The sequence below is a fragment of the Arthrobacter sp. 05N425 genome (genome assembly GCF_056397125.1).
On sequence record NZ_JBFTMU010000020.1, the window covers coordinates 20,397 to 34,493 of the forward strand.

At 66.9% G+C, this 14,097-nt stretch carries 14 protein-coding genes; 4 read left to right on the forward strand and 10 right to left on the reverse strand.

All coding sequences use genetic code 11. The features are described 5' to 3' along the window. Positions 1–23: 23 nt before the first annotated feature. The gene (locus AC1DGE_RS16415; RefSeq protein WP_476917825.1) at positions 24–1,223 is read right to left on the reverse strand and encodes a substrate-binding domain-containing protein; all 1,200 of its coding nucleotides are present in this window, start codon (positions 1,221–1,223) and stop codon (positions 24–26) included. 344 nt (positions 1,224–1,567) lie between these two features. Between AC1DGE_RS16415 and AC1DGE_RS16420 the strand changes: the two genes are divergently transcribed. Next, positions 1,568–2,053 carry a DUF1579 domain-containing protein gene (locus tag AC1DGE_RS16420; protein ID WP_476917826.1) on the forward strand — a complete coding sequence of 162 codons (486 nt, stop codon included), beginning with the start codon at positions 1,568–1,570 and terminating at the stop codon, positions 2,051–2,053. A gap of 49 nt (positions 2,054–2,102) precedes the next feature. On the opposite strand, the gene AC1DGE_RS16425 is transcribed toward AC1DGE_RS16420, so the two are convergent. The 6 genes from AC1DGE_RS16425 to AC1DGE_RS16450 all read right to left on the reverse strand — a co-directional run bounded on the left by AC1DGE_RS16425 (position 2,103) and on the right by AC1DGE_RS16450 (position 9,670). Next, positions 2,103–3,446 carry a M16 family metallopeptidase gene (locus AC1DGE_RS16425; protein ID WP_441419381.1) on the reverse strand — a complete coding sequence of 448 codons (1,344 nt, stop codon included), beginning with the start codon at positions 3,444–3,446 and terminating at the stop codon, positions 2,103–2,105. A gap of 122 nt (positions 3,447–3,568) precedes the next feature. Next, positions 3,569–5,818, reverse strand: a complete 2,250-nt coding sequence (locus AC1DGE_RS16430) for a polyribonucleotide nucleotidyltransferase (RefSeq protein WP_441419447.1) — start codon at positions 5,816–5,818, stop codon at positions 3,569–3,571. Positions 5,819–6,061: 243 nt separating this feature from the next. Beyond that, a complete protein-coding gene (rpsO, locus tag AC1DGE_RS16435) occupies positions 6,062–6,331 on the reverse strand; it encodes a 30S ribosomal protein S15 (RefSeq protein WP_290258342.1) in 270 nt (89 codons plus the stop codon). A gap of 194 nt (positions 6,332–6,525) precedes the next feature. Further along, complete coding sequence (gene kynU / locus AC1DGE_RS16440) at positions 6,526–7,782, reverse strand: kynureninase (protein WP_476893612.1); 1,257 nt, start codon at positions 7,780–7,782, stop codon at positions 6,526–6,528. Then, complete coding sequence (kynA, locus tag AC1DGE_RS16445; RefSeq protein WP_476893613.1) at positions 7,779–8,633, reverse strand: tryptophan 2,3-dioxygenase; 855 nt, start codon at positions 8,631–8,633, stop codon at positions 7,779–7,781. The genes kynU and kynA overlap by 4 nt, the downstream gene beginning before the upstream one ends. Positions 8,634–8,662: 29 nt before the next feature. Next, a complete protein-coding gene (locus tag AC1DGE_RS16450; protein ID WP_476917827.1) occupies positions 8,663–9,670 on the reverse strand; it encodes a bifunctional riboflavin kinase/FAD synthetase in 1,008 nt (335 codons plus the stop codon). Positions 9,671–9,906: 236 nt separating this feature from the next. Here AC1DGE_RS16450 and AC1DGE_RS16455 point away from each other — a divergent pair, with 236 nt between their 5' ends. Then, positions 9,907–10,692 carry a DUF937 domain-containing protein gene (locus AC1DGE_RS16455; protein ID WP_476893615.1) on the forward strand — a complete coding sequence of 262 codons (786 nt, stop codon included), beginning with the start codon at positions 9,907–9,909 and terminating at the stop codon, positions 10,690–10,692. 43 nt (positions 10,693–10,735) lie between these two features. Here the strand turns inward: AC1DGE_RS16455 and AC1DGE_RS16460 are convergent, their stop codons facing one another. After that, positions 10,736–11,317, reverse strand: coding sequence for a P-loop NTPase family protein (locus AC1DGE_RS16460; protein ID WP_476893616.1), 582 nt, complete (start codon positions 11,315–11,317; stop codon positions 10,736–10,738). 14 nt (positions 11,318–11,331) lie between these two features. On the opposite strand from AC1DGE_RS16460, the gene AC1DGE_RS16465 reads away from it, so the two are divergent. Together AC1DGE_RS16465 and AC1DGE_RS16470 are read left to right on the forward strand one after the other, a co-directional pair. Continuing rightward, positions 11,332–11,757 (forward strand): GNAT family N-acetyltransferase, encoded by a 426-nt coding sequence (locus AC1DGE_RS16465; RefSeq protein ID WP_441419375.1) that lies wholly within the window; start codon positions 11,332–11,334, stop codon positions 11,755–11,757. A gap of 91 nt (positions 11,758–11,848) precedes the next feature. Beyond that, positions 11,849–12,298: an MBL fold metallo-hydrolase gene (locus AC1DGE_RS16470; RefSeq protein WP_476893617.1), complete on the forward strand. Its 450-nt coding sequence runs from the start codon at positions 11,849–11,851 to the stop codon at positions 12,296–12,298. 8 nt (positions 12,299–12,306) lie between these two features. Here AC1DGE_RS16470 and AC1DGE_RS16475 read toward each other — a convergent pair whose 3' ends face one another. Both AC1DGE_RS16475 and AC1DGE_RS16480 read right to left on the reverse strand, forming a co-directional pair. Further along, the gene (locus tag AC1DGE_RS16475; RefSeq protein ID WP_441419373.1) at positions 12,307–13,062 is read right to left on the reverse strand and encodes a class I SAM-dependent methyltransferase; all 756 of its coding nucleotides are present in this window, start codon (positions 13,060–13,062) and stop codon (positions 12,307–12,309) included. Positions 13,063–13,407: 345 nt separating this feature from the next. Continuing rightward, positions 13,408–14,097: HNH endonuclease signature motif containing protein (locus AC1DGE_RS16480; protein ID WP_476917828.1), on the reverse strand; the 690-nt coding region annotated here is incomplete at its 5' end.

Genomic DNA, 14,097 nt, shown 5'->3' on the forward strand with positions numbered 1-14,097 from the left:
CCTGGCCCCAACGGGCCGGGCGGCTACTTCTTTTCCGGCGGCGCGACCGTGTCGCCGGAAACCACCTTGACGAGCTCGGGAGCCCAGGTGGCGCCCTTCTGGACCAGCTTGGCCTGGTACATGTCCTGGACCAGGGCGTGGTCCGACGCGCGCACGGTTTCCTTGCCCTTGGGGCCATCGAAGCTGAAGCCTTCGAGAGCCTTGACCATGGCGTCAGGGTCCGTCCCGCCGCCTTCCTTGATTGCCTGGGCGATCAGCTGGCCAAGGACGAAGCCGTCCGGGGTGAACAGGTCGGCCTTGTGGCCGGCCTTCTCGACGGCGGCGATCATCTTCTTTTCCACCTCGGCGCCTGAGGCACCCGGGAAGTAGTGGCTGAGGAAGCTGATCTTGGAGCTCGCCGGGCCGTAGGCGCCGAAGCTGGACGCGTCTCCCAGGCCGGTCACGACGGGGGCGGCGTCGAAGACGCCCTGCTGGCTCAGTGCCTGCCACATGCTGCCGGTGGTTGCCCCGGCCCAGGCCACGAAAACCATATCCGGCTTGGTGTCGAGGAGCTGACGGGCAAACGGGGTCAATTCCTGGTTTTCCGGGACCAGGACGGAGCCAACAGTGGCGCCCTTGGCTCCGAGGACAGCCTTAACGGCGGCGACGTTGCCCTGGCCGAACGCGTTGTCCTGTGCAAAGACGACGACCTTCTTGCCGTTGGTGTTGATAAAGGTGCCGGCGGTGGCGACGTCCTGCAGGCTCTGCCGGCCGGAACGGAAGGTGTACTTGTTAACGCCCTGGATGGCGTCGGTGGCCGCTGCCCCGGAGATGTATAGCACCTTGTTCTGCTGGGCCTGCTCCGCGAGCTTCACGGCGATTCCTGACGACGCGGTGCCGCCAATAATCTTGTAGCCCTTGCCGATCATGTCCTTGGCGGCGGTGACGGCCTTGTCCGGGTCGCCGGCGTCGTCCGCGTAGGTCAGGTTGATCTTGGCGCCGTTGATCTCGCCGGTGCCGCCGGTCGCGTAGTCAATGCCGGCCTGGAGGCCCTCGTAGTAGGTCGCCCCGTACGCCGCGAGCGGTCCGGTCTTGGAATAGATGATGCCGACGTTGACGGGCTCGGCTTTGCCGGCACCGCCGGAGCCCGCCGGCGCAGCCGACCCGGCGGTGGGCGCACAGGCGCTGAGGGCGAGCCCCGTGGCCATCACGGCGGCCATCAGGAACTTCTTTGTATCCGTCACGGGATGCCTTTCGTTGAGAATCCGCGGAATCTCAGCAGGAGATCCGACAGGAGGTAGCAGCTGAACCTGAAAGGTGATTCAGATTACGGCAAACCTATGACGCGGCTCACACCATGTCAATGGGATTCGGGGCAGCCCCGGTAACGAAACGGCAACTTTCCGGCGCCGCGTGCGTCAACGGCCCTCCCGCAGAAGGGTGCGGAACATCCGCCACTCCCCCGGATCCGGAGCGGGACCGTCGAGCCCTCCCCCGGATCCCAATCGGGTCCGATCCTTTACAGCCGCGGGGCACGGCGTGATGATGGTGGCGGGGCCAGCCGAAGCGAAGCCCAGTCGGAGGAAGCATGGATCGACCGCTGCCAGGCAGCGCACACGAGGCCCTTGAGGCATTCCTGGGGCAATGGAGCGGCACCACCCAGTGGGAAGCCACCGCCTGGGGTCCCGCCCGGGCCGCCGCGGCCGAGGTCGTTTTCGCCCGCSCCGCAGCCGGCCTGGCTGTGACCATGAGCTACCGCCATACCGGCGCCGACGGCGCCAAGACCGAGGGCGTCGGGGTGTTCACCATGGACCCCGACCATCCCGATACGCTTTGGTACCACGTCAACAGCATGGGCCTGCCCCCGGAGGCGCCCGCCCGGGCCAGCTGGCACGACGGCACCCTGACCATCGAACGGCGCAGCGACCGCGGTACCGCCCGGCACACCCTGCGGGTTGAGAACGGCCAGCTGACGCACTCCGCCGGGCTGCGGCTAGGGAGCGCGAGCGACTTCAGCCCTTTCATGACCACGGTGTGCCGCCGCGTCCCGGAGCCCGCGCCCGTCGCCGCCTGAGCTGCGGGAGGACCGGCAATTACCCCTCCCGAGCTGCGGGAGGACCGGCTTAGAGGCCGAACGTCTCGGTTTCCTCGAAGGGACCTACCACGGTGACGGTCCGCGGGGCGGCCGCGAGTTCGCGCGCCAGCTCCTGGACCTCGGCCGCGGTGACGGCTTTGATCTGCCGCAGGGTCTCGTCGATGTCCTGGTACTCGCCGGAGACCAGTTCGGCGCGGCCCAGCCGGGACATCCGCGAACCGGTGTCTTCCAGGGCCAGGACGATGCCACCGCTGAGCTGGCCGACGGCCTTGCGGAGTTCCTCTTCGGAGATGCCGCCCTCGGCCAGTTTGTCCAGCTCGGCGCCGAGGAGCTCCAGGACTTGCCGGACCTTTGACGGCGTGCACCCGGCGTACATGCCGAAGTAGCCGGCGTCGGCGTAGGAGGAGGCGAAGGAGTAGGTCGAGTACACCAGGCCGCGCTTCTCGCGGACCTCCTGGAACAGCCGCGATGACATGCCGCCGCCCAGCACGGCGTTGAGCACGCTCATCACGAAGCGCCGGTCATCGGTGGCTACCAGGGACGGGCAGCCCATGATGATGTTGGCCTGTTCCACCGGGCGCTTGACCACGTGCAATCCCGCGGTGCCGGTGATCGAGGCGCGTTCGGTGGAGCGGCGCTGCACGGGGGCGGCGTCGTGTTCGAGTTCCCAGCCGGCAGAGTGCAAAGCGTGCACCACGAGTTCGCAGACGACGTCGTGGTCCAGTCCCCCGGCGGCGGTGATGACCAGCTCATCCGGTCGGTAGTAACGGCGGTAGTGGTCCCAGACCGAGTCGCGGGCAACGGCGCGGATGGCATCCGGCGTGCCGCCGATCGGGCGGCCGAGCGGGTGCGTGCCGAGGACCGCGGCGACGAAGTGTTCGTGCGCGACGTCGGTGGGATCGTCGCTGTCCATGGCGATTTCCTCAAGGATGACGTCGCGCTCCTGCTCCATCTCCTGCGGGTCCAGCACGGCGCCGGTGATCATGTCCGCGATGACGTCGATGGCCATCGGAAGGTCCGTGTCCAGCACCCGGGCGAAGTAGCAGGTGCTCTCCTTGGCGGTGGCGGCGTTCGATTCCCCGCCCACCTCGTCGAAGGCGGAGGCGATTTCCAGCGCGGTGCGCCGCTTGGTGCCCTTGAACAGCAGGTGCTCCAGGAAGTGGGTGGAGCCGTGCTGCCCGGGGGCCTCATCACGCGAGCCGACGCCGACCCAGAAACCGATGGTCGCGGAGCGCTGCCCCGGCATTGCCTCGGTCAGCACCCGGACGCCGCCGGGCAGTACCGACCGACGCACCTGCGAGCCGCCGTCGGCTCCGTGGATGAGGGTGTCAGCGTGCTGGTTCTGCTCAAGCGGCAGGGGAACGACAGTCATTAAGGCCTTTCAATAAAACCGTCACGGGAAACGTGCCAAATCTGCCTGCAATCCTACCTGCCTTTAACGGCAGCGGGGCCGGTGGACGAATCCACCGGCCCCGCTGCTTGGGTCAGGAAAGACTACTCTGCGGACTCCTCGGAGACCTCAGTGTTGGCAGCGTCCGCAGACCCTTCCTCATCGGCCACGACGGGCGAGAGGGAGAGCTTTCCGCGGTCGTCGATCTTGGTGATTTCCACCTGGATCTTCTGTCCAACGGAAACAACGTCTTCGACGTTGTCCACGCGCTTGCCGCCGGCGATCTTGCGCAGCTCGGAGATGTGCAGCAGACCGTCCTTGCCCGGGGTCAGGGAAACGAAGGCGCCGAAGGTCGTGGTCTTGACGACCGTGCCCAGGTAACGCTCGCCGATTTCCGGGACCTGCGGGTTGGCGATGGCGTTGATCGCGGACCGTGCTGCATCGGCAGACGGGCCGTTCGTGGCGCCAATGTAGACAGTTCCGTCGTCCTCGATCGAGATGTCGGCTCCGGTGTCTTCCTGGATCTGGTTGATCATCTTGCCCTTCGGGCCGATGACCTCGCCGATCTTGTCTACCGGGATCTTGACCGCGATGACGCGCGGCGCGAACTCGGAGAGCTCGTCCGGGGTGTCGATCGCGGAGTTCAGCACGTCCAGGATGTGCAGGCGGGCCTCGCGGGCCTGCTTCAGGGCGGCGGCCAGGACCGACGCCGGGATACCGTCGAGCTTGGTGTCCAGCTGGATGGCCGTGACGAACTCGGAGGTACCGGCAACCTTGAAGTCCATGTCGCCGAAGGCATCTTCGGCGCCGAGGATATCGGTCAGGGCTGCGTAGCGGGTCTGGCCGTCAACCTGGTCGGAGACCAGGCCCATGGCGATACCGGCAACGGCGGCCTTCAGCGGCACGCCTGCGTTCAGCAGGGACAGCGTGGAGGCGCAGACGGAACCCATCGACGTCGAACCGTTGGAGCTGAGAGCCTCAGATACCTGGCGGATCGCGTAGGGGAATTCCTCGCGGGAGGGCAGGACCGGCATGATGGCGCGCTCTGCGAGGGCACCGTGGCCGATTTCGCGGCGCTTCGGCGAACCGACGCGGCCGGTCTCGCCGGTGGAGTACGGCGGGAAGTTGTAGTTGTGCATGTAGCGCTTGCGCGTCACGGGAGACAGCGAGTCGATCTGCTGTTCCATCTTGAGCATGTTCAGCGTGGTGACACCCATGATCTGGGTCTCGCCGCGTTCGAAGATGGCCGAGCCGTGGACGCGGGGCAGGACCTCGACCTCGGCGGTGAGCTGGCGGATGTCCGTCAGGCCGCGGCCGTCGATGCGGATCTGGTCCTTGAGGATGCGCTGGCGCACGACCTGCTTGGTGACGGAGCGGAAGGCTGCGGACAGTTCCTTCTCGCGGCCTTCGAACTGGCCGGCCAGGGAAGAGGTGACCTCGTCCTTCAGCTCGTCGGAGGCGGTGTCGCGCTCCTGCTTGTCGGCGATCTGGAAGACAGCGGCCAGCTTCTCGGCGGCAGCGGACTCGACGGCGGCGTAGACGTCGTCCTGGTAGTCCAGGAAGACCGGGAACTCGACGGTCGGCTTGGCGGCGCGGGCTGCCAGGTCGGACTGCGCTTCGCAGAGAGCCTTGATGAACGGCTTGGCGGCCTCGAGGCCCTCGGAAACAACCTCTTCGGTCGGGGCGGTGGCGCCCTGTTCCTTGATCAGGTTCCAGGAGTTGTCCGTGGCTTCGGCTTCGACCATCATGATCGCAACGTCGTCGCCCGCGATGCGGCCGGCAACAACCATGTTGAAGACGGCGTTCTCCAGCTGCGAGTGCTTCGGGAAGGCAACCCACTGCGAGCCGTGCTCGTCGGCGACGAGGGCAACGCGGACGCCGCCGATCGGGCCGGAGAAGGGCAGGCCGGAGAGCTGGGTGGACATCGAGGACGCGTTGATAGCGACGACGTCGTACAGCTCGTCCGGGTTGATGGACAGCACGGTGACGACGATCTGGACCTCGTTGCGGAGGCCCTTCACGAACGCGGGGCGCAGCGGGCGGTCCATCAGGCGGCAGGCCAGGATGGCTTCCGTCGAGGGACGGCCTTCGCGGCGGAAGAACGAGCCCGGGATGCGGCCCGCGGCGTACATGCGCTCTTCGACGTCGACGGTCAGCGGGAAGAAGTCAAAACCTTCGCGCGGGTGCTTGCCGGCGGTAGTTGCGGACAGCAGCGCGGTCTCTTCATCGATGTAGACCATTGCTGCGCCGGCTGCCTGCTTGGCAAGACGGCCGGTTTCAAAGCGGATAACCCGCTTGCCGAAGCGGCCATTGTCAATGACGGCTTCTGAGAACTGGATTTCGGGACCCTCCAAGAGAGTCACCTCCGTTTCTTGATTTACGGAGTCCAGCCGCATCAACCCAGTCCAGCATCTGTCTACTGGACTGCACTGCACCCGGTCATCGATCGAGACCCACGGGCCAAGGCTTCAGTCCTTGAAGCCGTTCCCGGAGATCACTACCGAGGACCGCGAATGCGTGATGCGGTTGATCCTCCTGTTGAGTTTTTTTGCAGAAGGCGGCCCCTTCCGATGGAAAGGGCCGCCCCCTAGAGCTGACTAGCGGCGCAGGCCGAGGCGCTCGATGAGCGCACGGTAGCGGTTGATGTCAGTGTTCTTGAGGTAGGTGAGCATGCGCTTGCGACGACCAACCATGGCCAGCAGACCGCGCTGGGTGTGGTAATCGTGCTTGTGCACCTTCATGTGCTCCGTCAGATCCTTGATCCGCTGGGTCAGGACTGCAACCTGGACCTCCGGCGAGCCGGTGTCGCCCTCGGACGTTGCGAAATCCTTCATGATGGACTGCTTTACAGCGGCTTCAAGTGCCACGTTAACTCCTAGAGATGTGCCGTGAGGCCCGAATCAGTAATTCACTGCCGGGTGTGCCGCGCCGGAAATCCCCGCCCTTGGGAAGGCTTCCACAGCACAACAAGAGCCAGCCGCCACGGACTGCAGCCGGATCCAACGTTTAGTTTACTGGCACGCCGTCGAAGTTGTCTAAACAGTCCGCGGGCCGTCCACCGTTACTCGGAGTCTGCCAGCAGCCCGCGGATCGCCGCGACGCCCCGGTACAGCTCGGCGAACGAGGTGCTCAGCGGCGACAGACCGATCCGGATGCCCTGCGGTGCACGGAAGTCGGGGATCACGTCCTGCTCCCACAGCACCGCCGTCATCTCCCGGAAGGCCGGGTGGTCCACGGTGATGTGGCTGCCGCGCAGCTCCGGGTCCCGCGGAGTTGCCAGCCGCACGCCGGCCGGTTCCAGCCAGGCGTCATGGAGTTCGACGGCGAACGCGGTCAGCAGCCGGGACTTCTCCCGCACGGCGGCCATGCCGACTTCCTCGAGCAGGTCCAGCGTGCCGCGCATGGCGAGCATGCCGAAGACGGCCGGGGTGCCGCTGAGGAAACCCCGGATGCCGGCAGCGGCCTCATAGCCGGGCCCCATTTCGAAGGCGTCCTTGCGCCCCATCCAGCCCCAGATCGGCTGCTGCAGCCCGGGCAGGTGCCGGGCGTTGACGTAGGCGAACGCGGGCGAGCCGGGTCCCCCGTTCAGGTATTTGTAGGTGCAACCCGCGGCGAAGTCCACGTCCGCGGCGTCCAGGCCGATCTCCACCGAACCGGCGGAGTGGCACAGGTCCCACACGACAAGCGCGCCGGCGTCGTGCACGGCGGCGGTAATGCCCGGAAGGTCCGCGAGGAATCCGGAGCGGTAGGCGATCTGGCTCAGGACCACGACGGCGGTGGCCGGGCCGGTGGCGGCGCGCACCTGCTCCACGGTCACGCCGGAGGCCGGGTCCGCCTCGATCCAGCGCAGGGTGAGGCCCTCTTCGCGCGCGATGCCTTCGACGAGGTAGCGGTCGGTCGGGAAGTTGTCCGTATCCAGCACGATCTCGGTGCGGCTGGGGTCGGTGACGGCGGCCAGCGCGGCGCGGATCAGCTTGTAGAGCACCACCGTGGTGGAATCCGCGATGATGGTCTGCCCAGGGGCGGCGCCGAGCACTGCGCGGCCGAGCTGGTCTCCAATTGCTTGCGGGAGCTCCAGCCATTCCTCGTCCCAGCCGCGGATCAGGCGCCCGCCCCAGCTGTCCTGGATGAAGCTGCTGATGTCCGTGACGGTCCGTTTGAGCGGACGGCCCAGTGAGTTGCCGTCGAGGTAGGACAGCTCCGAATCGGTGCCGAGGAAGTGCTCGCGGTAGGAGGCAAGAGGATCCGCGGCGTCGAGGTCGAGCGCGCGCTGCCAGAGAGCATCGGTGCCCGCGGGGGCCGCCGGTTCGGCGCTCACTGGCCGATCTCCGTGCGGACCGCGAACAGCTCGGGAAAGAAGGTCAGTTCGAGGGCTTTTTGCAGGAACGCGGCGCCGCTGGATCCGCCGGTGCCGGCCTTCATGCCGATGGTGCGCTGCACGGTGCGCAGGTGCCGGAAGCGCCAGAGCTGGAAATTGTCCTCCAGGTCCACGAGTTCTTCGCAGGCTTCGTAGGCGCCCCAGTTGCTCGCGGCGTTTTCGTAGATGTACTTGAACACCGGGACCAGCTCGGGGCAGAACTCGTGGGCCTGGCTCACGTCCCGGTTGAGCACCGAGGCCGGCACGTCGAAGCCCTGGCGCTTGAGGTAGGCGAGGAAGTCGTCGTAGATACTCGGGGCTTCGAGGAGTTCCTGGAGCATCCGGTGGGCTTCGGGGTCCGATTCGAACACCGGCAACATTTTGCGGTTCTTGTTGCCGAGCAGGAATTCCACCGCGCGGTACTGGCTGGACTGGAACCCGGACGAGTTGCCGAGGAAGCCGCGGAACTGGGAGTACTCGGTGGGTGTGAGCGTGGCCAGCACGGACCACTGCTCGGTCAGGGTTTTCTGGATGTGTTTGACCCGGGCGATCGCCTTGAGCGCGGAGCCGAGGTCGTCCGCCCGCAGCCAGGCGGCCGCGCTGCGGAGTTCGTGCAGCACGAGCTTGAGCCACAGTTCCGTGGTCTGGTGCTGGATGATGAACAGCATCTCGTCGTGGTGCTCCGGCTCGCTGACCGGCTGCTGGGCACTGAGAAGCGTCGGCAACTGCAGGTACGAGGCGTAGCTCATCCGGGCGCTGAAGTCGCGGACTATGTCCTTGTCCAGCTCCCGCGTGTTCTTCTCAATCGTCACGTCTTGCCTTCCTTGCCAAACGGGGCGCGCTAGCCGGCGAAAAGGATGTCGTGCGCCTGCACGACGTCAAGCCGCATCTGCTCAACCAGCGCCTCAGGGCCACGGTACGCGACCATGCCGCGCAAACGGGCCACGAACTCGACCACCACTGTCTGGCCGTACAGATCGAAGTCCTCGACGGCCTCTTCCGGGCGGTCGATCACGTGCGCCTCGACCTGCCGGCTAACGCCGTCGAAGGTCGGGTTGGAGCCCACGGAAATGGCGGCGGGCCACCGCGTGCCGGCCTGGTCCACGAGCCAGCCGGCGTAAATGCCGTCCGCGGGGATGTAGCCGCTGGCATCGGAGGAGAGGTTGGCCGTAGGGAAACCGAGGTCGCGGCCTCGAGCTGCCCCGTGGACCACCTCGCCGCGCATCCGGTGCGGCCGGCCCAGGACGGCGGCGGCGGTGGCGACGTCACCCTCCCGCAGCGCTTCCCGGACCCAGGTGGAGGAACAACGGCGGTCGCTCGCGCCGCCGTCGTCTTGTCCGCCGCCGTGGTGTCCGTGCAACGGGTAGCCTTCGGAACCGAACTCGCTGATGACCTGGACCTCGAAGCCGAGCTTCTCCCCCAGTTCCTTCATGGTGTCCAGGTCCCCGGAGTTGCCGCGGCCGAAGCGGGCGTCGTGGCCGATCACCACGTGGCTGGCCTTGAGCGCATCGACCAGCACGGAGGAGACGAACTCTTCCGGCGTGAGGCTGGCCAGTTCGAGCGAGTACTTCATCACCAGGACGGCGTCGAGGCCAACCTCGCCGAGGGCGACGAGCTTGTCCTCCAGGCCCATGATCAGCTCGGGGGCGGATTCGGGGCGGTGGACCTGCGCCGGGTGCGGGTCAAAGGTGATGGCGACGGCGCGGGCATGGTTCAGGCGGGCGGTACGGATGAGCTGCGAGAGCACCTGCTGGTGGCCGCGGTGCACGCCGTCGAAGTTGCCGAACGTGACCACGGACGGGCCGAAGTCCGCCGGGACTTCGGACGGATCGTTCCAGATGTGGACCATCTACCTCGCCTTTTGCTGCCTGCCATTGACTCCTCCGGAGGGTTGGGACCGGCTCCGGAACTCTCTAAGATTACCCGCTATCGCCCCGGTTCTTGGACGGCACCCGGGGCTCCGGCGGACGCCTTTCCGCCTCCCCCGCCCCGGGCTACGATGCAAGGGCACCAGTTCGGCCACGGCAACGCTGCCGGCGCCGCCAACAATGTCCGCGGCCCGGCCCGCGGCTGAAGGAGAACGCCATGACTGAGCTTCAGGACATCCTCGGGCAGATCCCGGTAGACCAAATTGCCAGCATGCTCGGAACTGACCGGCAGACCGCCCAGGCCGCGGTGGAGGCTGCCGTGCCCACGCTCCTCGCCGGACTGCATAACAACGCACAGGCTCCGGAGGGCGCGGCCTCGCTGGAGTCCGCGCTCGGCCAGCACCGCGACGGGCTGGTCGACGGCGGCGTCGATGCGGCGCAGGTGGACACTGCCGACGGCGAAAAGATCGTCAACCATGTTTTTGGCGGCCAGCAGGACCAGGTCGCCAACCAGCTGGCGGGAACCGCGCAGCTCGGCGGCATGGGCGGGGACCTGGTCCGCAAGCTCCTGCCGCTGCTCGCGCCGATCGTCATGTCCTACCTCGCCAACAAGGTCCTGGGCGGTCGCGGCCAGGCCGGCGGCGGAACCGGGGCCGGAGCCGGAGGCATTGACCTGGGCGGCATCCTCGGTGGAATTCTCGGCGGCGGCGCGGGCGCAGCCGGCGGCGGCCTGGGCGACATCCTCGGGGGCATGCTTGGCGGCGGGCAGCAGCGGACGGCCAATGAAGCTGTAGCCCCGGACGCCGGCAATGCCGCCGAGCCCGAGCTCCAGCCGCAGGCTGTCCCGCAGGTCCAGCCGTCCGGCAGTGAGCCGCGACCGGGTGAGCTGATCGACATTGACCTCCCGGGCCAGCCTCAGGAAGAGGCGCCGCAGGACGCTGAGCCCCGGAAAAACGACGGCGGCCTCGGCGGACTGTTGGGCGGACTGTTCGGGAAGAAATAGCGTCCGCTGACGCTGGATTGGGCCTCCAGGAGCGGGGCTGGCACTACCCGGCTGGGTTCGGGCCTGCTGTCGGGAGCCCTTGGAGCCACGCCTCGAGTTCCCGCGGATGGCGGAAGATGCGGACCTCGGCGGTGCCAGGGTTGCTCTCCAGTTCGCGCATGACCCGTCGCTTGCGGCTGAACGAGCGGAAATGCCACCCGATGATCGAGTCCAGGGCGACCAGGCGGCCGAACGTTTCCCGGTTCCCGTTGCAGACTTCCTCTCGGGCGATGACCCGGCGAAAGGAGCGGCGGAGCAGCCGGAGCAGCGAAAGCCAGCGCGGATAGTCCAGTCCGACAATCAGCTCCGCTCGCGGCACAACAAGGTCACGCCACACTCCATAGGCGCTGTCCAGGACCCACTTGTCCTGGCCGGCGATGCGCGCCGCGAGCTGCCGCTGAACGGCGGTGTCCGGCTGCCGCCAGCCCGGAAGCCAGCCAATGTCGTCGTCGGCAGAGAACTCCGGGAGCACCGTTCTCGCCGCATAGGCACGGGCGGCGGAGGACTTCCCGCTTCCGGTGACGCCGTAGAAGAGGACTCGCGAGGGGGCAGCGGTTGGATTCCGGGGGTGCACGAAGTTCAGCATGCCACACTGGTGCGATGCCCCAGTTCTCTATCTCCGCCAGCGCCGACGTGACCGACGCCGAGGCGCTGGCGCTTTATGAATCCGTCGGGTGGGCCGCCTACTCCCGGGACCTGGGACTGCTCGTTCGGGCCATCCGGAATTCTTCGTTTGTGGTCACTGCCCGGAGTGTCGGAGGGGAACTGGTTGGGCTTGCCCGGGCCGTCTCCGACGATGCGACCATCTGCTACTTGCAGGACATCCTCGTGGACCCGGCGTTCCAAGGAACCGGTGTGGGAAGGACGCTGCTGGAAGCCGTCCAGGCGCGGTACGGGCACGTCCGGCAGACGGTCCTCCTCACCGACAACGAGCCGGGCCAGCGAGCCTTCTACGAAGCCCTGGGTTTCACCGAAGGCGCTGACTTCAGCCCTGAGCCGTTGCGGGTTTTCGCGTTGATCCGCTAGCACCGGTCTGCGGCTATTGCCCCTTGCCGTCGCGGCGCTTGGGAGAACGCTTTTCATGGACTGCACTCCCGGTGGCGGCTAAGGTTCGAGCATGCGGAGACTGGCGGGGACAGCGACGATCGGCGTCGTGTTGGGCGTGCTGCTTTGCGGGTGTTGGCTGGTGCCTGTCACCCGCACGGACGCCTGCGTTGACTGGGTCCGCTTCGAGACCATGCAACAACGCTTCGACCACGCCGGCGCGGTCCTGGTCGGCACGCCCCTCCAGAGAGACGGTGAGATCCGGATCTACGGTTACCAGGCCAATGTCCACGTGGTGGAAGTGGAGAAAGTGCTCAAAGGCAGCCTGGGCAAGGGCCCGGTCCGTATCGCGTCCATGCCGGTGACTTGCGGAAAGTCCTATCCCGACGGCGACCCGCTCGACGTCGGCGGCCGGCATCTCTTCTTCCTGACCGAGCAAAACGACGGTTGGTTTACGATGACGCCGGACCAGGGCACTGTCCCGTTCCCGCCGGGCACCCCGATCCCCTTCAAGACCGGCTGAGCGGTCCTTCAGGGTGAAGTAAGCCGGTACACCGAGACGTGGCTGCGGGATTCTCCGGTGAACTCGCTGCCATCCCAGTCCGCCCACCTGGATTCCAACTCGAACCCGGCCAGCCGGGCCATGAGATCCAGCTCGCTGGGCCAGACGTACCGGTGCGGCGTCCGTCCGATCCGCGCCTCCTGACCGTCCGCTAGCTCCGGGGCGAACCGCACATGGTGCGAGATGACGTGCTGATTCAGCACATCGTAGGTATCGACTAGGAGATACCCGGGCTCGCTCTCTTCAACCGTCCCACCGTGGCCGGGCGACAGTGAGCGGAGTTGTGGCACCCAGAGCTCTATGACGAAGCGCCCGCCAGGCGCAAGATGACGCGCAGCGTTCTGGAAACAGCGCACCTGATCGTCCTGCGTCAAGAGGTTGGCGATGGTGTTGAACACCAGGAATGCAAGCGAGAAGTTCTCCCCCGCCAATGCCTCGGTCATGTCGCCCTGAACGACGGGAATGTTGCGTTCGCTGGCCTTCTCACGCAAACGGGAGATCATCGCGTGGGACAGTTCGATACCGCTGACTTGAACCCCCGCTTCCGAAAGCGGAATCGCAACCCGGCCCGTGCCAATGGCAAATTCGATGGCCGGACCGTCACCCGCGAGCTCCGACAGGACCTCTACCGTGGGGCCGAGAACCTCGGGCGCGAACATTCCCTCTCCAGGCGTGTCGTACTTCCTCGCGGTCTCGTCGTCCCAGAGCTGTTGCTGGTTAATCATCCCGTCACTATCGCATCTGCTGTGCGGTTCCTCTAGCGACCGATGCCGCCTCCGTGGCCCAACGTCCGGTCCACAGCCCCGGGCCGCAGGTCTTCGGCCGTCGGCCTTCCCTCTCGGACTTCGGTCTCGGGTCGTCCGTCTCGGGTCGTCGGTCTCGGGTCGTCGGTCTCGGAGCCCAGGCGGCATGACACCTTCGCTGCAGTCACGGCCGGACGCGGCGGCCCTGCTGGGCTCCCCTATCGTGTGACCGTTCGGATTCCGGTCGGCCGGGTACGCCGTTCAGCAACTCCGGGTGCGTGGTTCAGCTACTCCGGGTGCGCCGTTCAGCAACTCCGGGTGCGCCGTTCAGCTTCTGAAGTAGTGGTTTCTTCGGGGTGTTTGGCGTGGGTCGAGGTGGGGTGGCGGGATGAACCACGGGATCCCGGCACGGATCTGGATGGTCCATTGTTCTTTGTGGGTCAGGTGGTGATGGTGGGAGCAGAGGAGCGTTCCGTTGTCGGTRGATGTGGTGCCGCCTGTGGACCAGTAGTTAATGTGGTGGGCTTCGCACCAGGGTGCGGGGATGGTGCAGCCGGGGAAGGCGCAGCCCTGGTCGCGGGCGGTGATGGCTTTGCGGAGGTGGGGCGGGAAGATCCGGCTGGTGCGGCCGATGTCCAGGATCCGGCCCTGGGCTCCGAGCAGGACGGGGATGATGTCCGCGTCGCAGGCGATTTTGCGGATGGTCGCGGCGGTGACGGGGCCGGTGAAGGCCAGCGTCCCGGTGCCGGTGAACCCGAGCGATCCCGCCCCGGGGCCGTGTCCGGTGGCTCCGACCCGGCCGAACTGGCCCGGTCCGGTGGTTCCGGCCCGCTCGAACTGGCCGGTGGCGCTGACCTGGCCGGCCCCGTCGGCGGCCGTGCCGGTGTCTCGTTGGAGGCGTTCGAGGAGGTCGCGGTAATCGATGGTGACCATGACCTGGGGCCGGAGCCCTCCGGTGGCGGGCAGTGCGCCGGAAGCCAGGGCCACTTTGCAGGCGCCGACCAGGCCGTCGAGGGA